The following is a 23,016-nucleotide window of genomic DNA, read 5'->3' as shown; positions in this document are numbered from 1 at the left end:
GGGTCGTTGAAAGCCTGCGCGTCGATCAATGCGGTTCGCCGAGGCAAGCGTCGGCAACATCGACGATCGGCTCGCTGTCGGCGTGAGCTTCGGGAAACCGATCAACACACCTGATCTGAACGTAGGTCCACCAGGTTCCCGGTGGATCGTGACCCAGCCACATCACCGTGGCTGCGACCTTGGTTCGCAGCCCCCATTGCCGCCAGTCGGCGCCGGTTGGCGAAAAGTTTCCGTGAATGTCCTTATAAAGGTTGCGGTCCAGGCCGTACCGCTTCAGATAGGGCGGGTTGATGCGTTCCTCGGCTGTAGCCGGCTCGCCACGTCCGATGCCCACCTGCGCTATAGCCGTGTCCCGGCGGAAATCGCTGACCGCACGGCCGACCACCAACAGCTCGAACAGCAATACCCCGCCAACGGCGATGCAAGTCGCAATAATGCAAAGCGAGAGCGCCCAAAGCACCCGCCTTGTGGTCGTGGGTGTCTTCATCCCTGCCGACCTCCCTACCGGCATTGGGATTCGCTGCCAGCAAGAGCCAAGCCGGTCCGCAGTCCGGTGCGGGTACTTCAGGCCCTTTGTAGAAGGTCAATCGCCTTTTCGGCGTCGTCCAGCGAGTCGAGCGCGAGATAAGCGATGAATTGCGTGCCAAGCACAGCGGCCGAGACGCCGCGCAGATTGATCCCGCCATCCGCCAGCATCTGGCTCAATTGCGCGATGATGCCCAACTGGTCCAGACCCATTACACGGATGGAGTGAAGGCTCGGGGTAACGCTGAACCCCGCCTGGGTGGCGGCGCGGGTCGCACTGTCTCCCTGTAGCGGAGCGACGAACACGACTCCTTTACCCGATGCCTCTGGCGTGCGACGCGCCACGATGAACTGCAAGTCGGCACCAGCATCCCGCAAGACGCTTAAGACTTTCGCAAGACCTCCCGGTTTGTCGTCGATGGTAGCTGCCCAAACCTCGACACGTTCCACACTCAGTTCCATGGCCGTCCCTCCCGGCTCGAACCTCATTAGAAAAATCTACTTCACGAACGGCATGCGGGCAAGGCCCGTTGGACTGCGCACCGGTCGGCGATCCGCGTCCAACTTGCTGCTGCCCGGCATCTGTATCAAGATCAAGTCGCCTCTTCACAAACAGGCGACCCTGATGACAGACGATCCCGATGACGATCCCGACGCGCTGAAAGGCCCAGGCGGCATGAGCTTGAGGCAGATCCACGAACAGGTGCAGAAGTCCGTCCAGCGCGACCGCGAAGCGCAGACTGCGCGCCACGCGCCCGCTCCACCGCAAAGCCGCTGGCAGCGATGGGTGCGCTATGTATGGGGCCGTAGCGGGCGGCGTTAGCCGCAGGTTGAACAGGGCCCGCACTGCATCTACCCGGCTACCCATTTGGGTGGTGTGCGCCCCCTGTGGTTCTGTCATTGTGAATCCGTCGTCATAACGCAATGGGCAGGGGGCTTGAAATGGAAACCACATCCTCGAGCAGCAATCCTTTGATGGATCTCTCGGACAATCTGGCAGACATCGTCGCGCGAGTGGGGCGGAGTGTCGTGGCGGTACACGGCCGGCATCGCATGCCGTCGAGCGGCGTAATCTGGCGCCGTGGCGTCGTCGTGACCGCCGCACACACGCTCAGGCGCGAGGAAGGGATCGAAGTCACGTTGACCGACGGCCGTACGGTCGCCGCGGTCCTCGCGGGTCTGGACCCGGGCTCCGACGTCGGCGTGCTGAAACTGGACGGCGTCGATCTCGACCCGATCGATTCCGGCGACGCCCACTCACTGAAGCCGGGTCATCTTGCGCTCGCCGTCGCCCGTGCGGATGATTCCGGCGTTAGCGCTGATTTTGGCGTGATCGGCGGCGTGGGGGGGGCCTGGCGCACGTGGAGAGGCGGACAACTCGATGCGTTCGTGCGACTGGACGGCGGTCTGCGCCCGGGTTTTTCCGGGGCGGCCCTCGCGGATATGCGCGGGCAGGTCGTCGGCATCTGCACGTCGGCACTGATGCGCGGCGCCGGCATCGTGATTCCCGGGACGACCGTGGAGCGCGTCACCGATGAACTATTGGCGAAAGGGCGCGTGTCGCGGGGCTACCTTGGTGTCGGCACGCAGCGGGTCGGCCTGCCGGACGCCTGGGTCAAGGAAATGAACCTGTCGTTCGGCAGTGGCTTGTTGATCAGCTCGCTTGCGCCGGGCGGCCCTGCGGAGCAGGCGGGCGTGCTGATAGGCGATGTACTGATCGAACTGGACGGCAAGCCTTGCCGCGACATGGGCGACGTAAGTGCCGCGCTGGGCTCCGCAAGCGTTGGGCAGCAGTTGCAGATCGCCTTGATCCGAGGTGGCGAACGCCACGCGTGTTCGGTAACAGTGGGCGAACGGCCCCAACGGAATTCGTGCAGATGAGGTCCGGGAAGGGACGAAATGTCGGATGGACGGACGAGACAGACGGCGCCTTTGCGGGTCGCAGTGATTGCGGCATCGTGGCAAGAGCGCGCGAGCCTGCAAGCGCTTGTCGAGGCGAACCCCGCACTCGAGTTCCTGGGTAGCGCAGCCGATGCCGAAAAGCTCGTCGATTGCCTCGCCGGATCGGTGCCGGATGTGATCGTCACCGACACCGCGCCGGAGGCAAGCGACGCGTCCAAGACTCTACTCGAACTCTCGCACGCTACGCCGTCGCTCGTGCTGTTGAGCGACGACCCGGACAGCGACTGGATGCTCGATGGGTTGCCCACCGACGCAGTAGCCATCCTGCCGCGCAACGCGATGCCAGCCGAAATCGTCGTCTCCATCGAAGCCGTGGCCGCGGGCCTTTGCGTGCTGACGCCCGACATCCTCGCGAGGCTGCTCGCGGAAACGAGACCGTCGCGCCAGAAGGCACCCGGCGAAACGTTCGAAGCGTTGACGTTTCGAGAGATCGAGGTGCTGGCGATGCTCGCCGACGGACTCGGCAACAAGGAGATCGCGCGGCAACTCGACATCTCCGACAACACGGTGAAATTCCACCTGTCGTCCATCTTCGGCAAACTCGGTGCGACCAACCGCACCGAGGCGGTGATGCTCGGCATGCGGCACGGATTCATCATGGTGTAGAAAAGCTCGTGTTTCTCCACCCACGACGCTGGACGATGTCATGTTCGTGCGTTTTCCACTAGCGCGGCAATCCGCACGAACTCGGCGTCGGGGCGTACACCGTAAAGACCGGTTACTCGCTCGCGGAGCGCATCGGTGAAGAACGCTTTGGCTGCGTCCTCCGATTCCCTAACGTAGAAGTTCGTGGCTTCACGCTTTGCGGAATTGAGCGTGAAAGCCTTTGAACGTAGCCCGGGCATTCCCTCGAACCTTGCACGTGCGGTCTCGGCAATCGTCCGTACGGCTCGGCTTCACCCACCTCAACGAAGAATCATCGGTGGGATCTCCGCGACCAGTGCATCGATCGCGCAACGAGTCTTCGACGGAAGATATCGCGTGTTCGGCCACACCGCGTGGATGTCCTGTGGTCGCACGCCGCAACGCTCCCTCACCGCGACGAGTTCGCCCGTCATCACATATCGTGTCAGCAACCAGCATGGCAACTGCACGAGCCCCAGACCGGCGACACCGGCTCCGGCAATCGCCTGGATATCGTCGAGGCTCAGTTGCGGCTTGATCAGCAATTCCCGTTCAACCCCGTCCGTGTCGAGTACGCGCCATGGCGACACCACGCCGGCGCGCGAGTAAGCGATGCCCGCATGCTTCGCGAAATCGTCGATATCGACGGGCGTCCCATGCCGCGCAAGATACGCCGGGGCCGCTCCGATGCTGGTTTCCTGAACGCCGAGATGCCGTGCGGCGAGACTCGTGCTGTCGCGCAAAGCGCCGATGCGCACCGCAAGATCGATGTTTTCTTCAACGAGATCGACTGCCCGGTCTGTAAACGAGATGTCGATCTGTAGTTTGGGGTGCTTGCGTGCCAGTCCGAACAACACCGGAGCGACGCAATGGTGGCCGAATGCGAGCGGCGCGCTGACCCGCAGGCGACCGCGTGGCTCGCTGTATCCGGTCTCCAGTTCGGCTTCGGCGGCGTCCAGCTCGGCAAGCGCGCGGACGCATCGATCGTAGTAGCTGCGCCCAGCCTCCGTCAGTGTCTGGCTACGCGTCGTGCGCTGGAGCAGGCGTACGCCGAGGCGCGCCTCGAGCTTCGCAATCACTTTGCCGATGGCCGACCGCGTGAGGTGCATGCGTTCGGCCGCAACCGTAAAGCTACCGGCTTCGATCACCTTGACAAAGACCGCTACGCCATCGAGTTGATCCATCGAATTGGGTCCTCGGGGGAATAAGTCGTGGGAAAAAACCGCCTCAATAGGGACACTGGTTCCCGTTATAGTACATCGGACGTGATGCTGCTGGTCGATCAACTCCCTCCGTGCACGCCGACGTGTACTCGCAAACGCACCTTTTCCCTGCGATATCTCATGACACTCGCCACCCCTTCCAAAAATGCCGTGGCGCTCGCCGCGGTATGCCTGACCTCGCTGATGTTCGGCCTCGAAATTTCCAGTGTGCCGACGGTGCTCTCCACCCTTGAAGGCGTGCTGCACGCCGATTTCAAGGAGATTCAATGGATCATGAACGCCTACACGCTCGCGTGCACCACCGTGCTGATGGGCACCGGCGCGCTGGCAGACCGTTTCGGACGCAAACGCATCTACGTGGCCAGCATCGTGATGTTCGGGATCACCTCGCTCATCTGCGGCCTCGCACAGAGTGCGCCGGTCCTGATCGTCAGCCGTTTTTTTCAAGGGATGGGCGGCGGAGCGATGCTGATCTGCCAGGTGGCGGTGCTGTCGCATCAGTTTCAGGAAGGGCGCGACCGCAGCAAAGCGTTTGGCGCTTGGGGAATCATCTTTGGCATCGGCCTTGGGTTTGGTCCGATCATCGGCGGCATGATCGTCGCAGTCGCCAACTGGCAGTGGGTGTTCCTCGTCCACGCGTTGATCTCGATCGTGGCACTAGGTCTCGTCTTCGCGGGTGTGCAGGAGTCCCGCGACCCGCACGCGCAACACCTGGACGTTGCTGGCATGCTCACGCTTTCCGCGTCGTGTTTCGGTCTCGTCTATTTGATTACGCAAGGTCCGGATCTCGGCTTGGAGAGCCCCGCCGCGCTCGGCATCGTCGCGGCGACGGCGTCGAGTTTTATCGCGTTCATCCTCGTCGAGAAGCGTAGTCGTCGGCCGATGTTCGACTTTTCCGTGTTCCGGACCCGCCGGTTTTCAGGTGCGATATGCGGATCGATGGGCATGAACTTCAGCTACTGGCCGTTCATGATCTATCTGCCGATCTATTTTCAGGGCGCGCTCGGCTACACGGATGTGAAGTCCGGACTGTCGCTGCTCGCCTATACGCTACCCACGCTCATCGTGCCGCCATTTGCCGAGCGGCTTGCGCTGCGCTTCGATGCGCGCAGGGTCATTCCGCTCGGACTGTTCATTATCGGTCTCGGCTTCATCCTGATGAGGTGCGGAGCTGGCGTGGAGCAGGCCAGTTGGCTCACGATGCTGCCGGGGTGCCTGTTGAGCGGAATCGGGCTGGGGATGACCAACACGCCGGTCACCAATACTGCGACCGGCTCGGTCTCGTCGAACCGCGCGGGCATGGCCTCGGGTATCGATATGAGCGCGAGGCTGATCAGCCTGGCCATCAATATCGCGCTGATGGGTTACATACTCTTCGAGGGTGTGCTTTCTTATCTATCTCGCGCGCTTCCCGGCCCTTCCGAAACCTCGTCGCTGCGTTTTCTCGCGCAAAAGGTGGCAGCAGGCAATATCGCGCATCTGACGCGGGACAGCGCGAAACTCGCAACCGCCGATCCGCATGGCGTGATCGCTCAGGCGGCGCTCGTGCACGGCTTTGGTCTCGTGATGCTGTACGCCGTGATCTGTGTATGGGCTTTGGCGCTGCTCAGCGTCGTCGCGTTCGGACTGGGCACGTACGCGCATCGTCCGAACTCTGCGCTGGATGAGTGTGCCCGTCGCCCGAGCATGTAAGCCTGCTGAATCACGCGTCCCATTGGGGAGCGAAGGGGGGAACGACATAACGCTGATCCTTGCGAAGCGCTGCGATTGCTTTGCGGTCATCGTCGTCGAGTCGAACAGCCAGTGCATTCAGATTTGCTTGCTGGCTTTCGCGCCGCTGCGCCTTGGGGATCGCAATAACGTCGTTCTGATCGAGCAGCCAGGCAATTGCAATCTGTGCGGCAGTCGCACCGTGCTTGCTGCCGATCCGCGCCAATGTCGCATCGCTTGCCGCGCGTCCCTGTGCGAGCGGCGCATACGCGACCAACGGGATGTTTTTCGAGCGCAGATAGGCGAGCATCGCGGACTGATCCAGGAACGGGTGATATTCAAGTTGATGACAGGCGATCGGTGCGCCTATGTCCTCAACGGCCGCCTCGATCAACGGCATATTGAAATTGCAGACGCCGATGCCGCGGGTAAGCCCCGCCTCCTTGATCTGCATGAGCGTCTCCAAAGCAGCCGCAAGATTCATGTCGCGGGACGGCCAATGGATCATGTAGAGGTCGACGAAATCAAGTCGCAGCTTCTCGAGGCTCCTGGCAAATGCGCGGCGCAGGGCATCGGGTTCGAGGTTCTCGTGCCATACCTTGGTCGTCACGAATAACTCGTCCCGCGCGATGCCCGAGCCGGCGATGGCGGCCCCCACCGATTCTTCGTTCTGGTACATCTCGGCGGTATCGATATGCCGATAGCCGACTTCCAGCGCGCTTTCTACGACCGGCTGACAGTCGTTGCCGGGCATGCGGAACGTACCGAAGCCCAGGCACGGTATGGCGAGTTCTCCGCGTTTGATCGTTTCCATGCTGTTCCTCCGTGTTGGTGAGGCGTCCAATGTCTCACGCGCCAATTGATGAATAAAGTATGGATCAATCAAATCTGAAATGATTAAAATCACGAATCCATCAGTGTTCGAGGCGCATCATGACCTTCGACGGTCGATTGTTCGCGGGGATAACGGTGCTTGCCGCTGTCGCCGAAAGCGGAAGTTTCGTTCGTGCCGCGGAGGCGCTCGGCGTGTCTCCGTCCGGCGTAAGCAGAGCGATAAGCCGGCTGGAAAAGCAGATCGGCGTCCGCTTGCTCGACCGTACGACCCGATCGCAAACCTTGACCGACGAAGGAAGGCGTCTCTACCAGACTGTCAGCCCACATCTGGTCGGCATCGAGTGCGCGGCAAGTACAGCATCGGGTTCTGCCGGCGTGGTCCAAGGCAAGTTGCGCGTCAACGTGGACCCATTCTTTTCTCGGACCGTCCTCGCGTCGAAGCTGCCCGGATTTCTGCGGCAGTTTCCAGAGCTTTCGGTGGAATTGATCATGCGCGATGACGTGGGCGATCTCGTTGCGGATGGCTTCGACCTTGCGATACGCTTCGGGCCGCCACCGGTTGGTACTCTGGTTGCTCGCAAGCTGCTGGAAGCGCGGATCATCACGGTTGCGTCTCCGGCTTACCTCGAAAGCAACGGCCGCCCCAACTGTCCTGATGACGTCGTCGATCACGAACGCATACTTTTCTACAATCCCTTATCGGGACGCCCCTTTGAATGGGAGTTCCAGCGGGGCAAGGAAGTCGTCAGCATCCCGGTCTCCGGGCGGCTGCTGGTCTCCGATGTCGGCACGATGCTGAACGCTTGCGTAGCGGGCGCAGGAATCGCCCAGGTCATGTCGATCGGCACGGAAACACTGATCGCACAGCACGAGCTCGTCGATCTGTTTCCGGACTGGCCGGATGAACGTTTCCCTCTATATGCGCTCTATCCGTCGCGGCGGCACCTGGCCGCAAAGGTGCAGGCGTTCATCGCGTTCTGCGTTGATGCCCAGATCACGCCAAATGAGTCCGCGACCTCGGAGCAAGCAAAGCGGAGCCGATCTCCATCGAGGCGTTCGCGTTTCCGCTCGCGTTGATATGTGCGGAGAAGGCGAGGAGCGGGGATTTCGAATATTTAACGAACACTGTCCGGCGAGGCGGCACAGGACTGCAAGGAGGCTATGCGATGCTCGCACTCTTTACCGATTTCGGGGCCGACGACATCTATGTCGGGCAGGTAAGGGTCGCTTTGCTGCGACACGCGGCAGCCGGCACCCCCATTATCGATGTGCTGCATACTGCCCCGAACTACGACCCGCGGGCAGGCGCGCATCTACTCGCGGCGATAGCACGGTGGTATCCGCCGGATTGTGTGTTCCTTGCCGTGGTCGATCCCGGCGTGGGTAGCGAGCGGGATGCCGTCGTGCTGCAAGCCGACGGGCAGCGGTTCGTCGGGCCGGACAACGGGCTGCTCTCGGTCGTGGCGGCGCGCGCGGCGCATACCCGGACCTGGCGGATTACATGGCGTCCCGCCGCGCTTTCCGCCTCATTTCATGGTCGCGATCTGTTCGCCCCGATGGCGGCATGGGTGAGCCGCGGCGAGTTGCCTTCCGACAAGCTCGTTGAGAGGACAGGCTTGAGCGTGCAACTGGATGCGGGCGATTGCGCCGAGGTCATTTACGTCGATCACTACGGCAATGCGCTGACGGGGCTGCGGGCCGGAACCGTGCCGAGGTCTGCACGGCTTGGCATCGGAGATGCCGATGTCGAATATGCGCGGGTCTTTTCCGATGTAACGGCCGGTCGAGCTTTCTGGTACGAGAACTCGATCGGGCTCGTCGAGATCGCCGTGAATCGCGGCAGCGCCGCGACACAGCTTGGCGTACGTGTCGGAGATGCGGTCCAGGTGAAGGAGGGCGGCGAATCGGTGTAGCGCGCGCTATCAGAGTTGGAGCGTCGCGGATGGGCGGCGACCTTCTCCGTCGCCGCCCATTTGCGCTCACGGCAAGGTGATCTTGCGGGTGAATTCGTCCGTCACGTTGGGCCCCGTGGCTACGCCGAATACCGGGTAGACAGTTTTCGAACCACTAGCAGCCAGCCCCATGTAGTCGCCGAGGAAATGGCCGCCCGCCACGGGAGCGTTAAGGATGTTGAACGAGGTGTCGGTCAGCTTGAGTTCAGTACTCCAATTCGCGCGATCGGTACACGCAGTCGCAGGCGAGCAGAACACTGCGAAATAGTCGGTTCCCTCGAAGCCGGCGGGTGTGTTCGTGTCGTTACGAAAGTCGTAGTAGGTCACCACGATCGTATTGCCGTCGCCCGACGACACGACCGCCGGAATGAAGGCCTGCTGACGGCAGGGGTGGGCTTCGTTTGTCGGCGTCTGGTTGATCATCACTGGCGTTGACCAGGTAGCACCGCCATCTGTCGATTCGCTGAAGGCGATCGCGTCGACCGGAATCGATCCAGTGGGCGTGGTGCAGGTCGCGGACGAAAAGCGATCGTCCTGCCAGGTGAGATAGATCGCCCCCGAGACCGGGTTCACGGCGACACTGTAAAGAATGGAGGCATCGCGTATCGACTGGCCGCTGTCAGGCGAGACCACTCCGACCGCCTGAATGTCGTTGGTGAATGTCGGCGCCGACCAGCTTCCGCCTTTATCCGCGGACTTGATATAGCCGATGCTCGGGACCGACGGCGGAGGATTGATCGCCGTGAAGAAATCAAGCAGGGTTCCATCAGGCAACACGCGCACCATGTTGTCGATTGTCTGTGCGTTCGTCCCGGGCTGGTAGATCGGGGCGGCGGTGCTCCATGTCACGCCTTTATCAGTGGATCGCGAGAAGAAGCTCGGGCCGGTGAAATTGAACTTGGATACGGGGGCGCCGCCCGCCGCGGATGCTGCACCGTTACGCAATTGCCGCGCGATCAGAACGCCATCGTTTTCCGCGAGCAACTGGGCGCCTTCCTTCGTTGGCGGGAACACGCTCAACTGGTCCCAAACCGCATAGACGTAGTTGGTCGCGGTCGGGTCCGCAGTGAGCGAGTTCTTGTCATTGAGCACGTGCGGCGAGCTGCTGCGGATCAGCGTAACGGGAGTCTGCCAGGTTGCACCGTGGTCGCTGGAGCGGCTGACCAGCATTCCGCTATTGCGCGCGCCAAACGGCGTGGTCGGTTTCGCGGGGTCCAGCACCAGAGAGAAGAAGAAGGCCGTTCCGTCTTGCGCAAAGTCCACCCAGGGATCGGAAGCACGGCGGAATTTGCCGCCAGTGCAGTCAGTCACGCCGGACGGAATCGAGTTGGACCAGGTGCTGCCCGCATCGTTGGAGACGACGCCGACGAGGCCGCGTGAGCCGCCGTCGCTCCAGCGATCCTGCTGGTGGCCGACGAGCAGGCGAGCCGGGTCCGTCGGGTCCACCGCAACCCAGGGCTCGATCGAGGTGGCGGGAAACAGGACGCTGCCGAATGCCGACTCCTGCGCGTTCAGCTGGTCGGCAGTGCAACCGCTAAATGGGTCGCCCGCGGCTACCTGGACGAGCGATCCCAGCGTTTGCGCGTGCGCGCCTGGGGCGATCGAGCATGCGAGCGCGACGAGTCCAGCACCTGCAATGCCCTGCAAAACAGACCGGGATAAGCAACTGAAATTCATTTTCATTCTGGGCCTCGCGAAAAAGGGGAAAACGCCTGTGAATTGCCGGCTTTCCATTGCCGGTGCCATCACTTCCGACCTTCCGATACATATGAAAACGTCTTTTCCCAGCGCAGAACGATGCATGCTGCCGTCCGCCGAAGACATGCAGTAATGCATGTATCTACCGAAACACACTAGGTCGCGGTGACAGAACTTGTGTGAATAAATCTTTGGGTATGCCATTTCGTTACTGACATCCCCGGCATTGCTGGCATGGCATGATGATTGCGGCGATTCCACGATGACGGTCGAAGAATGTATCCGCTGCAGAAACGTGGCGTTTGAGATCGACGAACCAAAAAAACCCGCTCTGAAAAGAGAGCGGGCGTGGATTAAAAGAAGCCACCTAGCAGGCTGTTGAAAAGCGCCCCGTCATGACGACCGAAGCTATGTTCAGGAGACTTGCGCGTGCGATATTGCGCTGAATTAACGGTTCACCGCGCGATCTGCGCGGGGCAGGCGCACGCATGCGGCTCGTCTGGCGCGCAGTCTTCGCGCATTGGCGGCTCATCGCGTCGCTCCTCGCGGCACCATCCCTGGCATTCGGGCCATGCGGGTCAGATTGCTCGCAACCATCGTCAGCTTGAAGTGCTGGTCGACGCGCTTGAGGCCGCGATAGACCGTCTGCCGGATCCGCCCGATGGTTTTGCCCCAGCCGAAATGCTCTTCGATTCGTTTGCGGATGATCTGGCTAGTCCGGTAGCCCGCATGCCGCGAAGTGCGACCGTCGATGGCGCTGCCGCCCCAACGCTCATCGTTGCGCGCGACATGCGGTGTCACGTTGCGAGCGCGGCAATCGTTCACGAAGTCACGGGTGTCATACGCCTTGTCGGCGCCAACTGTCTTCGCATGAGTACCTGGCACGCAATCGAGCAATTGCAATGCGCTGGCCCGCTCGGCAAAACCATCTGCGTGACTAACCACGGCGCCGACCACCAGCCCCGAGCGATTCTCCATCAGGATGTGCCCGTGGTAGCACAGGATGGCCGGGCTCTTGTGGCTCTTCTTGAACAATCGCGCCTCCGGATCAGTAGTCGACTCGTGCGTGGCATTGCTACGTCGCTCGCCTTTCCAGTCGGTGTCGGCGTTGCGGCCACCGCCGGCTGGCGGACCATCGTCCGGGCCGTCCTTGCGGCGGAAGCTTTTGTGACTGGCCCACGCCTGAATCAGCGTGCCGTCCACCGAGAAATGCTCTCTCGACAGCAAGCCCCGCTTGTCCGCCAGGCTCATGACTTCGGTGAAGAACGCTTCCACGACTTCATGCTCCAGAAGCCGGTCGCGGTTCTTCGAGAACACCGAGTGGTCCCACACGGCGTCCTCAATCGCCAGCCCGACAAACCAGCGGAACAGCAGGTTGTAGCGCATCTGCTCCATCAGCATGCGCTCGCTGCGTACGGAGTAGAACACCTGCAACAGCAGCGCCCGCATCAGCTTCTCAGGCGCAATCGAGGCACGACCGGTGTCCGCGTAGATGACGCTGAACAGCCCGTTGAGCCGTTTCAACGCATCATTCACCAGCAACCGGATCGGTCGCAACGGGTGATCTGCCGGGACGAAGTCCTCGAGCTTGACCGTCGTGAACAGGGGTTCCTGCATCTCGTCCATTCCGCGCATCGCATCCGCTGCCAAAGATCATGAACACGATATCCATAACGCCCGTCCTTCAAACCCCGTTTACACGGGATCCAAATTCAACAGCCTGCTAGGGCGTTACAGACCCAGGGGATGCCCTGAGTTACGTCAATGACTCGTTCCCAGATAAGCGGCCTTCACTGACGGATCGTTGCGCAATTGCAGCGCCGGCCCATGCGCGGCGATCCGGCCGTTCTCCAGAACGTAACCGTAATCGGCCACGTTGAGCGCCGCCGCGGCGAACTGCTCGACGAGCAGCATCGTCACGCCCTGGCCCTTCAGATTCTCGATGATGCGAAAGACCTCTTCGACGAGTATCGGTGCGAGCCCCATCGAAGGTTCGTCGAGCAGTACGAGTTCCGGGTTCAGCATGATCGCGCGCGCCATCGCGAGCATCTGCTGCTCGCCCCCGGAGAGGGTGCCGGCCAGTTGATGGCGCCGCTCTTTCAGACGCGGAAAGAGTTCGATCGCGCGTTCCAGATCGGCGTTCACGTCGCCGCGCGGACGCGCCCACGTGAGGCGTGGAAAGGCGCCGAGGATCAGGTTGTCGTGCACGCTCATCGTCGCGAACACGCGCCGTCCTTCCGGCGAATGCGCGAGCCCGAGACGCGCGATGCGATGCGAGTCGAGTGCGTCGATCCGTTTTGCGCTCGCGCCCACGCCCATCGTGATTTCGCCGTCGCTCGCGCGGATCATGCCGGAGATCGCGCGCATCGTGGTGGTTTTGCCCGCGCCGTTCGAGCCGATCAGCGTGACGACCGAGCCCTTGGGCACGTCGATCGAAATTCCGTGAAGCACTTTCACCTTGCCGTATCCTGCATGCAGATTCTTGACCGATAGCATGTGTGTTCCTGAGTGTTCCTGTGTATCTCGTGGGTCGAGGTAGGGGGGGGCGGCTCAGGCCGCTTGCCCCGCCGCTTCGCCGCCGAGATACGCCTCAATGACTTTTTCGTTCGACTGGATGTCGGCCGGCTTGCCTTCCGCGATCTTCTGCCCGAAGTCGAGCACCGACACGCGATCGCAGACGCTCATCACGACGTCCATGTGATGTTCGATCAGCACGACGGTAATGCCGTGATCGCGCACCTTGCGGATGATTGCGACCAGCTCCTTGATGTCGGGCGCGGTCAGGCCGGCCGCCGGTTCGTCGAGCAGCAGCACTTGCGGATCGAGCGCGAGCGCCCGCGCGATTTCCAGCAGCCGTTGCTTGCCGTAGGGCAGGTTGCGCGCTTCTTCGCCGGCCGCATGTTCTAGCCCGACAAAACGCAGCATGCCCAACGCGCGCTCACGGGCGGCGCGCTCCTCGCGCCGGTACCGCGGGGACATCAGTCCGACGTCCGCGATATGTGCGCGAAACGTGTGATGCAAGCCGACCAGCACGTTTTCGAGCGCGCTCATCTCGCCGAACAGCTGCACGTTCTGGAAGGTGCGTGCGATGCCCGCCAACGCGATCTGCGACGAAGTCTTGCCCGCGAGCGACATGCCGCGATACTCGATCGAGCCCGCGGTCGGCACATAGATGCCGGTCAACACGTTCATCATCGTGCTCTTGCCGGAGCCATTAGGGCCGATCAGTCCGTGAACCGTGCCACGCCGCACGCTCAGGTCGACCTGGTTGAGCGCCTTGAGCCCGCTGAACTGCATCAGGATGCCGCGTAGTTGCAGGATTTCTTCCGTGTCGCCCGCGTGCACGGCGGCGACCGCGTCTGCGCCGATGGTCGCGGGTTGATCGGCGTCGACGGTGCTCGCGCGCACCACGCCGCCCATCATGCTCTTGCGCACGAATCCGATCACGCCGTCCTGCAGGTAGTACACGACGAGCAGGATCATCAGGCCAAAGATGCTCAGCCGCCAGTCGGCGAGCGTGTCGATGCAGTACGAAAACGCGGCGAGCCCCACCGTACCGAATACCGGAATCCCCACCTTGCGTGGCGTCGACACCTTGCGCGCGAGCGCTATGCCTGCGCCGATCACTACCGCTGCTGCCAGCACCGATGCGACGATGCGGAACATATCGATGTCATCGAGCAGCTTGGGCAGGAGCACGATGATCGCCGAGCCGAGCACCGCGCCGGTGCGCGTCTTGCGCCCGCCCATGATGATCGCGAGCAGGAACAGGATGGTCAGCTCGAAGTTGTAGGTATTCGGTGAGATGTACTGCTCCGAATACGAGTAGAGGCAGCCGGCCAGACCGGCGAAGCCCGCGCTTATCACGAACGCGTAGACCTTGTAGCGGTACACCGATACGCCCATACAGTCCGACGCGATCGGACTGTCTCGCAGGGCTTCGAAGGCCCGGCCAAGATGCGACTTGAGCACCCGGTGCACGACGATCAGCGAGGCCACCAGCAGAGCCGCGACGAGCCAGTAGTACTCGACTTCGTTCATCGGCCGCGCACCGAGCGACGGCTTCGGAATCTTGACGCCCATCGGCCCGTTGGTCAGAAAATCCATCTCGTTGATGAGAATCTGAAGGATCGTGCCGAACGCGAGCGTCACCATCGCGAGGTAGGGGCCGGACACGCGCAGTGCGGGCAGCGCGAGGATCGCGCCGAAGCCGGCCGTGACGAGAATCGCGAGCGGCGCGGTCACGAAAATCGGCAAGCCGAGCTTCATGAACAGCACGCCCGCCGTGTAGGCGCCAACCCCGAACAGCCCCGCATGCCCGAGCGAAACCTGGCCGGTGTAGCCGACCACGATGTCGAGACCGAACAGCAGGATCGCGTAGATCATGATGGTCTCGACCAGATGGATGTAGTACGGATTGCCCGATAGCACCGGGAACACCGCAAGCGCGATCAGCACGAGTGCCGTCGCAACGAGTTTCTTCAGATTCACGGCGGCCCTCACACTTTCTTGATTGAAGTCTTGCCGAACAGCCCGGCGGGTTTCATCGCGAGCACGATGAGCAGCAGGACCAGCCCCGGCACATCCTTATAGCCGGTGGAGAGATAGAAGCCGGTAGTGGTCTCGGCGATGCCGAGAATCACGCCGCCGACAAGAATGCCCAAACCGCTGGTGAGACCGCCGATGATCGCCACTGCGAACGCCTTGAGGCCGAGCACCGCGCCCATCGTCGCGCCGGTCAGCGTGAGCGGAGCGATCAGCACGCCGGCGAACGCGGCGGTCAGCGACGAGAGGGCATACGAAAACGTGATCACGAGGCCGGTGTTGATGCCCATCAGCGCGGCGGCGTCGCGGTCGTTCGCCGTGGCCACGACGGCCTTGCCGAAGATCGTCCTGCGGTTGAAGAACTCGACGGCCAGCATCATCGCGAGCGCGCCGCCGACCACCAGAAGTTCCATCGGCAGAACGTTGGCGCCGAACACCTTGAGCGGCGCTTCCGGCAGCGGCGACGGGAAGCGCAGATCGTCGCGGCCCCAGACGTTTTCCGCGACGTTCTTGAAGATGATGCCTAGCGCGATCGTCGACATGATCCAGCCGAATTCGGATTTGATCCTGATCGCGGGCCGCACCCCGATCCGTTCGACGAACGCGCCCTGCAACAGACCGAACGCGCAGACGAGCGGAATCATCAGCCAATAGTTGACGCCGAGGGAAACCAGCGTGAGGCCGACCAGCGCGCCGAGCATCAGCGCGTCGCCCTGGCCGAAGTTCAGCGTGCCGGAGGTCGCGAATGTGAGTTGGTAGCCGAATGCGATCACGGCGTAGATCATGCCGAGTGCGATCCCGCTATAGATGAGCTGCAAAAGAATGGTCATCGTCGAGCGCCTTAGAGTTCACCATCTATAAAACAAAGCCGCCCCCGCTGGCGAGCGGGTGCGGCTTTGGAGCATGCTGCCGCGCTGGATTTGGGCTTTTATCCGCGCTTAGTTCGTCGACGCCTGCTTGCTGCGCAACTGGCTGCCGTCCTTGCGATCAGCGTCATACGCATAGATCACGCGGCCGCCCTTGACCTCGCCAACCACCGGCACGTTCGGGCTGATCGCCTCGTGGTCGTCGTGAGTGAACGGCTTGTCGTACACCATCACGACGCCTTCCACCTTGCTGTTGAGGTTTTCGAGCGCGGCGCGCACCTTCGGACCATCGGTCGAACCTGCCTGGGTCATCGCCGCGGCCAGCAAATAGACCGAGTCGTACCCTTGGGCGGCGGACACCGCCGATTCGATGCGGTTGTTCTTCGGCTTGAACTCCTTGAGGTACGCGTCGATGAACGCCTTGCGCTTGGGCGTGTTCGCTTCCTGAATGAAGGTCTGCGGCATCCGCGCGCCTTCGCCGTTGGTGCTCGCGTTGTCGATGTAGTTCGCCATCGACAGGGTCCAGCTGCCGACCAGCGGCACTTTCCAGCCGAGCTTGGCCATGCCGTTGGCGATCTGCGCGAGTTCCGGCCCAATGCCGTAGGTCAATACCGCTTCAGCGCCGGCCTCCTTGGCCTTGAGCAGCTGCGCGGTCATGTCGACGTCCTTGATATTGAATTTTTCTACGGCAACCGGCTTCACGCCTTTAGTGGCCAGCGCCTTTTCGAGGTCTTCGCGGCCGAGCTGACCGTAATTGGTCGAGTCCGCGAGAATCGCGACCTTCTTGAAGCCGCGTTTGGTGATCGCTTCTTCAACGATCATCGGCGCCTGAATGCGGTCGGCAGCGGCGTTGCGGAACACGTAGTTATCCGGTTGATCGGTGAACTGCTTTGTCAGGACACTGCCAGTCGCGACGTTGTTGAACACCGGGATCTTCGCTTCCTGGAAGAAGCGTTGAGACGCGAGTGCCACGCCGGTATTGATGTAGCCCACCACCGCAGCCACTTTTTCCTTGTTGATCAGCTCTTGCGCGATCTGTACGCCGCGTTCATTTTTCGCTTCGTCGTCGCGCTCGACCAGCACGATCTGACGGCCAAGCACGCCACCGGCTTTATTGATTTCCGCGGTGGCGAGCCGCACGCCGTCGCGCATGCTCACGCCCATCGAAGACGAACCGCCGGTGAAAGGTCCGTCGACACCGATCTTGATCGGCTCGGCGGCGTAACTGACGTCAATGAGGGCACACAACGCGAGCGCGCTCACGACGCTCTTCAAGCGAATTCCCATACTGTCTCCGTAGCATGTCTTTTTTTGCACAGAGCCTGGAAGCGACTTCCATGCACGCCGACTGGACGTTCTCAGGGAGCCTGAGCGCCCGTCGTGACGGAGTATGGAATTGTTAATGTATGTGTAATATTCGGGCTTACCCGCGTGGTGCAATAGCGCGGTTATTGGCAGCGCCAATCCGGTCCCGTCGCCAAGCCTGGCAAACCATCACCTCGCCCGCGCCGCAAGGCGCGCAATGATCCGCTCAGCCATTGCGCGATCGATGACTTCGAATGAGCACCGCTGTGGCGAACGATGCGATCAGGTACGCCTCGCTTGCGGTCAAGGCACGGCGCAACTGACTGTCACCCATCCAGCCCAGGGTCCTATCGCGCCATCGTGGGCAGTGCGTCTTCGTCAACTGGCGCGCCTGCTGCCCGCACATCTTCGGCAGCGCCAGCGGCAGCGGTATCGGACGCCACATGGGCCAGCTTCATCAGACGCGGCTGCAGCAGCAGCGCGACGAGACCGCTCCAGCCCGTCTGATGCGAAGCGCCGACGCCACGCCCGCTGTCGCCGTGAAAGTACTCGTGGAAAAGCACGAGATCGGACGAACGCGGGTCGGCCTGCAACTGCGGATAAGCCGCCATCACCGGTCGCATGCCGTGCTCGTCCTTCAGAAAGAGGGTGGTGACACGCCGTGCGAGACCGTCGGCGATCTCGCTGAGCGAGCACCGGTTGCCTGACCCCGTCGGATACTCGATGCGGAACTCGTCGCCGTAGTAGCGATGGAATTCATACAGCGATTCGATCAGCAGATAGTTGACGGGCATCCACACGGGTCCACGCCAGTTCGAATTGCCGCCGAATACGCGCGAATCCGATTCGGCCGGCTGATACTCGATGCAGACATGCGCGCCGCCATGATCGAACTCGTACGGTGTATCGCGATGCACGCGTGACAGCGCACGCACGCCGTGATCGGACAGAAATTCTTCTTCGTCGAGCGCACGGCGCAACAGTGCCGTCATGCGGTATCCGCGCAGCAGCGACAGCAGCGTGGTATTGCCCTTGCCGGGTTCGGTCCAGCGCGACACGAGCTTGGCCAGGTTCGGCCGGTGATCGAGAAACCACGCGAGCCGTTCTCGCAGGCCAGGCAGGTGGCCGTATATCCGCTCTTCGAGCACATGCACGGCGAACAGCGGAATCAGGCCGACGATCGAGCGAACGCGCATCGGCACACGCGTTCCATCCGGAAGATGCAGTACGTCATAGAAGAATTCGTCGCGGCCGTCCCACAGCCCTGTTCTGCAGCCCTCGCTGCAACCGACGGCTTCCGCGATATACAGGAAGTGCTCGAAAAACTTCACTGCGATTTCGACGTACGCGTTGTTCGTCATCGCGAGCTCGAGTCCGATCTGCATCAGGTCGAGCGCATACGAGGCCATCCACGCGGTGCCGTCGGCCTGGTCGATGCGGCCGCCAGTCGGCAGCGGCGAAGAGCGGTCGAAGATCCCGACGTTGTCGAGCCCGAGAAAGCCACCCTGGAAGATGTTGCGATCCTCCGCATCCTTGCGGTTGACCCACCACGAAAAGTTCAGCAGCAGCTTGTGGAACATCACTTCGAGAAACTGGTGGTCGCCGACGCCCGTGACTTCACGGTCGAGTTCGTACACGCGCCATGTCGCCCATGCGTGAACCGGCGGGTTCGCGTCGCCGAACGCCCATTCGTACGCGGGCAATTGTCCGTTCGGATGCATGTACCGTTCTTTCACGAGCAGCAGCAACTGTTTCTTCGCGAAGTCGGGATCGATCATCGCGAACGCTGCGGCATGAAACGCGAGATCCCACGACGCGTACCACGGGTATTCCCACTTGTCCGGCATCGAGACGACGTCGCCGTTGCACATATGCCGCCAGTCGGCGTTGCGGCCGTGCCGACGTCCTTTCGGCGGTTTCGGCTGACCGGGGTCGCCGTCGTGCCAGCGCGTCACGTCGAACTGGTAGTACTGCTTCGTCCATAGCATGCCGGCGAGCGCCTGGCGTTGCACGAGCCGCGCATCGGTGTCGGCGATGTCGTGCTGGAGCGCCGCGTAGAACTCGTCGGCCTCCGCGATCCGGCTCGCGAACAGCGCTTCGAAGTCGAGCGGCGCGTCGTCGCGCGTAATGCCCGCTAGTGCCGCCGGACGCCAGCGCAGATACAGCACCGCGCGCTCGTGCGGCGCGAGCGACAGCGCCACGTGCGCGGCGGCGCGGGTGCCCGCGTCGCGGCGTATCGCCTGCTCGTCGCCATCGACGAGGTAATCGTTGAAGCCATCCTTGAACGGGCCCGCGCCGGCGATGCCGAAAATGCGGCGCACATTGGTTTCGTTTTCGCAGAACAGCCATTCGATCGGCCGCGGCGCCGAGGCCGTGACGATCATCGTGCCCAGCGCGGGATTGTGCGCGATCACGCGCGCGCCTTCGGCGGACTCCGTCTCGAGCGTCAGCGAGGGCCTGCCGGGCTTGCCAGACCAGGCCCAGCGGTTGCGCGCCCAGAACAGCGGCAGCACATGGAGTGGCGCGTGCTGATCCGCGCGATTTTCGACGCTGATGCGCATCACGATGTCGTCGGGTGTGTGCTTCGCGTATTCGACCCAGACGTCGAAATAGCGATCGTTGTCGAACACGCCGGTATCGAGAATTTCGTATTCGGGCTGATCGGCGCCGCGCCGGCCGTTTTCGCCGATCAGGTCCTGATACGGATACGCATCGTGCGGGTACTTGTAGAGCATCTTCATGTACGAGTGCGTCGGCGTGCCATCGACATAAAAGTAAAGCTCCTTCACGTCTTCGCCGTGATTGCCCTGCGCATTGGTCAAGCCAAACAGCCGCTCCTTCAGGATGGGGTCGCGCCCGTTCCAGAGCGCGAGCGACACGCACCAGTCGAGTGGATCGTTGCCGAATCCGGCAATGCCGTCCTCGCCCCAGCGGTACATGCGGCTGCGCGCCTGATCGTGGGGGAAATACTCCCAGGCGGTTCCGTAGTCGCTGTAGTCCTCGCGAACCGTGCCCCACTGCCGGTCGCTCAGATAAGGCCCCCAGCGGCGCCAGCAGTCCAGGTCCGGGCCATGCAGACGGATTCCTTCCTTCGAACGGAGCAGATCGTTTGCGCGTAGCGATGACATGAGACCTCCCAAGCTGGGATCGACTGCCGAACACTTTCAGTGCGTGAGTCCCCGCCGGTCCTGTGGCGCATGCGCTGCCGGGCGGTATCTGGATGATAGGCGCCGTTTAGCCTTATTGAGTTCGGCTCCGAACCGGGGTGCTGCGGGTTACTACCGTCATCCGGCATCCATCACGATGCACGTTTTGTCCAGACAAGGTGAGCGCCCGCAAGGTTCTCACCTGCCCGACGAGCCCGCGCTCCGACTGCGTGATCCAGATCGCCACGAATTCCGATGTCTCGGGTACCGGCCCGTCCTCCCACAAGGGGCGGATCGTCGCCTGCCAACGAGCATCGGACACCACGATCGCCTTCTCGGTCGAGCTCGAGGACCGTGCGGATCTCAGCTTTCTTCCCGGGCAGTACGTCAATGTCGAGGTGCCCGGCACCGAGGTGGCGCGCTATCGTGGCACCGTCAGGCGCGTGAGCCGCATCACCACCGAGGCGACCACCGTCGCGGGCGTCGATCTGCCGAAGGGCGCGGGGGTGCGATTGCTGCTATCGGCTGCGAACCGCGACAGCCGCAAGTTTGCCGATGGCGAGACCTTCGACATCGACCGCGATTCCAGCGGTCATCTGGGTTTCGGCAACGGCATGCACAAATGCCTCGGTGCGCCGCTCGCCAATCTGGAGACGCGTCGGCCTGACGCGGTTCGGCGGCCGAGAGCGAGTCAGTCCGCTCTCGCCTTTTCAGGTGGCAAGGAACGATCGTGGGCCGCGGAGCGGTATTCGGTTGGCCGCAGTCCCGTCTGCTTGCGGAAGAAGCGTCCGAAATACGCCTCGTCCTGAAAGCCCAGTTCGCTCGCAATCTGCTTCACGCTGAGCGTCGAATAGCCGAGCAGCCGCTTGGCCTCATGGATCGAGCGTGCATCGATCGCCTCGATGGCCGAGACCCCGAACGTAGCGCGGCAGATGCGGGAGAGCTGGCCGGTGGTCACGCCCATCTCGCCGGCATAGCTGGCGACCGGGCGCCGCTCACGGCAATGGCGGTCGAGCAGGGCGCGGAACCGTTCGATTCGCGCGGCCGTCGTGCGCTGCTCGGAACTGGCCGAAAGCCGGGCGCTCTCGCTGAGACGCCCGATCTTGACGAACAGCGTGATGGTGAGTGCGGCGCCCGCGGTGAACTGCCAGCGCTCATGGCTCTCCGCCTCGTGCCCGATCGACTGAAATAGCGTGTCCAGAGATGTGCCGCGCTCCACGTCGGGATCGATCGACAACACCGTCGGTGTGCGGATGAATTCCAGCAGCTCGGGCGCGGCCGTCATCGCCAGCGATTCCAGCGCGGACTGCGCGGCGGTGATCACGTGACCGTCGATGTCGCTGCGGAAGTGAAAGCCGTGGACCGAGCGCGCCGGCACGACGACGAGGCATGGCGCCTGGACGGCCCAGGTCTTGCCGTCGATGAAAGTCTCGCCGCCGCCGGCGGTGACGTACAGCACCTGGATCAGCGCATCGTGGACGTGCGGTTCGATGTCGAAGTCGAAACGCCCGGCACGCAGCGGAATGCGCTCGTAATGGACCATGTCGACCCAAGGCTGGTCGGCTTCCGCGCCATAGAGCGCGAAATGCAGCACGGTCCGGCGGCGCGGCTGGTCAGAGGCCATGATGCACGTTATGTCCTGCTCTATGTCGACTCTGTCCATTGTTCCACAGGCGCTCGAGGCGTTCAATGGCGATACGGATATCAGGAAGCGTAATCGCATACATATTTCAGGAAGGTAATTACATGAGACAGGAACTTGAAAATCGCGCAGCGGCCTCGACCCCGTACGCGCTGAACTTGCACGGAAAGGTCTGCGTGGTCACGGGTGCGGGCAGTGGCATTGGTGCCGGCATCGCGCGCGCCTTCGCCGCTGTCGGCGCACACGTGGCGCTCGTGGATCGGAATCTTGCCGGTGCTGAAGCTGTCGCCGCCGAGCTTCGGAAGGCCGGTGCGGTGGCGCAGGCGATCGGCTGCGACGTGTCGGACGAAGCTTCGGTTGCGGCAGCTGCTGACAAGGTTCGCGCGGAGCTCGGGCCGGTCAGCGCGCTCGTCAACAATGCAGGGCTGCTGCGCGCCGGAGCTCTCGAGACGGTCTCGATCGAAGACTGGAACCAGGCCATCGCCGTCAACCTGACCGGCTATCTGCTGTGTGCCCGGGCTTTCGGGCGCGACATGCTGGCGGCGGGCAAGGGCAGTATCGTCCACGTTGCGTCGATTGCGTCGCGCAATCCGCAGACCAATAGCGGTTCTTATAGCCCGAGCAAAGCGGGCGTGCTGCTGCTGTCGCGGCAGTTGGCGGCGGAATGGGGCCCGCGCGGCGTGCGCAGCAACTGCGTGCTGCCCGGCATGATCCGCACGGCGCTGTCCGCGAAGTTCTACGAGGAGCCCGGCTTCGAGGCTCGCCGCGCCGCCGCCACCGCGAGCCGCCGCATCGGCGAGCCGGAAGACCTGGCCGGCCCGGCGCTGTTCCTCGCCTCCGATATGGCTGCCTACGTCAATGGCGCGGAGGTGCTCGTCGACGGCGGGCTCGATTGCATGCTGATGGACATGGTTCCGCGCCCCGGCTTCAACGCTACCGCGGCCGCGTGAGCGCCATCACACCACAACGACAAGGAGATTGGAT

At 62.5% G+C, this 23,016-nt stretch carries 19 protein-coding genes and 1 pseudogene; 8 read left to right on the top strand and 12 right to left on the bottom strand.

The annotated features are described in order from the left end of the window. Positions 1-25 precede the first annotated feature (25 nt). Complete coding sequence (locus tag G5S42_RS34230) at positions 26-487, bottom strand: hypothetical protein (RefSeq protein WP_176111183.1); 462 nt, start codon at positions 485-487, stop codon at positions 26-28. A gap of 77 nt (positions 488-564) precedes the next feature. Next, positions 565-987, bottom strand: a complete 423-nt coding sequence (locus G5S42_RS34225; protein ID WP_176111182.1) for an ACT domain-containing protein — start codon at positions 985-987, stop codon at positions 565-567. 163 nt (positions 988-1,150) lie between these two features. Here G5S42_RS34225 and G5S42_RS34220 point away from each other — a divergent pair, with 163 nt between their 5' ends. From G5S42_RS34220 to G5S42_RS34210, 3 genes are all read left to right on the top strand, one after another. Next, a complete protein-coding gene (locus G5S42_RS34220; RefSeq protein ID WP_176111181.1) occupies positions 1,151-1,348 on the top strand; it encodes a hypothetical protein in 198 nt (65 codons plus the stop codon). Positions 1,349-1,500: 152 nt separating this feature from the next. Further along, positions 1,501-2,406: a S1C family serine protease gene (locus G5S42_RS34215; protein WP_176111960.1), complete on the top strand. Its 906-nt coding sequence runs from the start codon at positions 1,501-1,503 to the stop codon at positions 2,404-2,406. 18 nt (positions 2,407-2,424) lie between these two features. Next, entirely contained in the window at positions 2,425-3,093 is a 669-nt protein-coding gene (locus tag G5S42_RS34210) for a response regulator transcription factor (RefSeq protein ID WP_176111180.1), read from the top strand. A 299-nt stretch (positions 3,094-3,392) separates the two neighbouring features. On the opposite strand, the gene G5S42_RS34205 is transcribed toward G5S42_RS34210, so the two are convergent. Next, the gene (locus G5S42_RS34205) at positions 3,393-4,295 is read right to left on the bottom strand and encodes a LysR family transcriptional regulator (RefSeq protein ID WP_176111959.1); all 903 of its coding nucleotides are present in this window, start codon (positions 4,293-4,295) and stop codon (positions 3,393-3,395) included. 159 nt (positions 4,296-4,454) lie between these two features. On the opposite strand from G5S42_RS34205, the gene G5S42_RS34200 reads away from it, so the two are divergent. Continuing rightward, positions 4,455-6,026 carry an MFS transporter gene (locus G5S42_RS34200; RefSeq protein ID WP_176111179.1) on the top strand — a complete coding sequence of 524 codons (1,572 nt, stop codon included), beginning with the start codon at positions 4,455-4,457 and terminating at the stop codon, positions 6,024-6,026. 10 nt (positions 6,027-6,036) lie between these two features. Here the strand turns inward: G5S42_RS34200 and G5S42_RS34195 are convergent, their stop codons facing one another. Further along, a complete protein-coding gene (locus G5S42_RS34195) occupies positions 6,037-6,858 on the bottom strand; it encodes an aldo/keto reductase (RefSeq protein WP_176111178.1) in 822 nt (273 codons plus the stop codon). Between the two features lie 119 nt (positions 6,859-6,977). Here G5S42_RS34195 and G5S42_RS34190 point away from each other — a divergent pair, with 119 nt between their 5' ends. Together G5S42_RS34190 and G5S42_RS34185 are read left to right on the top strand one after the other, a co-directional pair. Then, positions 6,978-7,955, top strand: a complete 978-nt coding sequence (locus tag G5S42_RS34190; RefSeq protein WP_176111177.1) for a LysR family transcriptional regulator — start codon at positions 6,978-6,980, stop codon at positions 7,953-7,955. Positions 7,956-8,044: 89 nt separating this feature from the next. Next, on the top strand, positions 8,045-8,791 hold the full coding sequence (locus tag G5S42_RS34185; protein ID WP_176111176.1) for an SAM hydrolase/SAM-dependent halogenase family protein: 747 nt from the start codon (positions 8,045-8,047) through the stop codon (positions 8,789-8,791). A 66-nt stretch (positions 8,792-8,857) separates the two neighbouring features. On the opposite strand, the gene G5S42_RS34180 is transcribed toward G5S42_RS34185, so the two are convergent. The 7 genes from G5S42_RS34180 to G5S42_RS34150 all read right to left on the bottom strand — a co-directional run bounded on the left by G5S42_RS34180 (position 8,858) and on the right by G5S42_RS34150 (position 20,372). Then, the gene (locus tag G5S42_RS34180; RefSeq protein ID WP_176111175.1) at positions 8,858-10,513 is read right to left on the bottom strand and encodes a sialidase family protein; all 1,656 of its coding nucleotides are present in this window, start codon (positions 10,511-10,513) and stop codon (positions 8,858-8,860) included. 543 nt (positions 10,514-11,056) lie between these two features. Then, a complete protein-coding gene (locus G5S42_RS34175; RefSeq protein ID WP_376776852.1) occupies positions 11,057-12,163 on the bottom strand; it encodes an IS5 family transposase in 1,107 nt (368 codons plus the stop codon). 126 nt (positions 12,164-12,289) lie between these two features. Further along, entirely contained in the window at positions 12,290-13,024 is a 735-nt protein-coding gene (locus G5S42_RS34170; protein ID WP_176111174.1) for an ABC transporter ATP-binding protein, read from the bottom strand. Positions 13,025-13,078: 54 nt separating this feature from the next. Beyond that, positions 13,079-15,019: a branched-chain amino acid ABC transporter ATP-binding protein/permease gene (locus G5S42_RS34165; RefSeq protein WP_176111173.1), complete on the bottom strand. Its 1,941-nt coding sequence runs from the start codon at positions 15,017-15,019 to the stop codon at positions 13,079-13,081. A gap of 8 nt (positions 15,020-15,027) precedes the next feature. Beyond that, positions 15,028-15,903: a branched-chain amino acid ABC transporter permease gene (locus G5S42_RS34160; protein ID WP_176111172.1), complete on the bottom strand. Its 876-nt coding sequence runs from the start codon at positions 15,901-15,903 to the stop codon at positions 15,028-15,030. A gap of 108 nt (positions 15,904-16,011) precedes the next feature. Further along, positions 16,012-17,226: an ABC transporter substrate-binding protein gene (locus G5S42_RS34155; protein ID WP_176111171.1), complete on the bottom strand. Its 1,215-nt coding sequence runs from the start codon at positions 17,224-17,226 to the stop codon at positions 16,012-16,014. A gap of 365 nt (positions 17,227-17,591) precedes the next feature. Next, entirely contained in the window at positions 17,592-20,372 is a 2,781-nt protein-coding gene (locus G5S42_RS34150; RefSeq protein WP_176111170.1) for an MGH1-like glycoside hydrolase domain-containing protein, read from the bottom strand. A gap of 428 nt (positions 20,373-20,800) precedes the next feature. Between G5S42_RS34150 and G5S42_RS45290 the strand changes: the two are divergent. Further along, positions 20,801-21,046: pseudogene (locus G5S42_RS45290) on the top strand (cytochrome P450); the annotation flags it as partial. A 35-nt stretch (positions 21,047-21,081) separates the two neighbouring features. Here G5S42_RS45290 and G5S42_RS34140 read toward each other — a convergent pair. After that, positions 21,082-22,014, bottom strand: a complete 933-nt coding sequence (locus G5S42_RS34140) for a helix-turn-helix domain-containing protein (protein ID WP_176111169.1) — start codon at positions 22,012-22,014, stop codon at positions 21,082-21,084. 122 nt (positions 22,015-22,136) lie between these two features. Between G5S42_RS34140 and G5S42_RS34135 the strand changes: the two genes are divergently transcribed. Further along, positions 22,137-22,982 carry an SDR family NAD(P)-dependent oxidoreductase gene (locus G5S42_RS34135; protein ID WP_176111168.1) on the top strand — a complete coding sequence of 282 codons (846 nt, stop codon included), beginning with the start codon at positions 22,137-22,139 and terminating at the stop codon, positions 22,980-22,982. Positions 22,983-23,016 lie beyond the last annotated feature (34 nt).

The sequence above is a fragment of the Paraburkholderia youngii genome (assembly GCF_013366925.1).
GTDB lineage: Bacteria > Pseudomonadota > Gammaproteobacteria > Burkholderiales > Burkholderiaceae > Paraburkholderia > Paraburkholderia youngii.
This window is presented reverse-complemented; position numbering and strand designations above follow the sequence as displayed.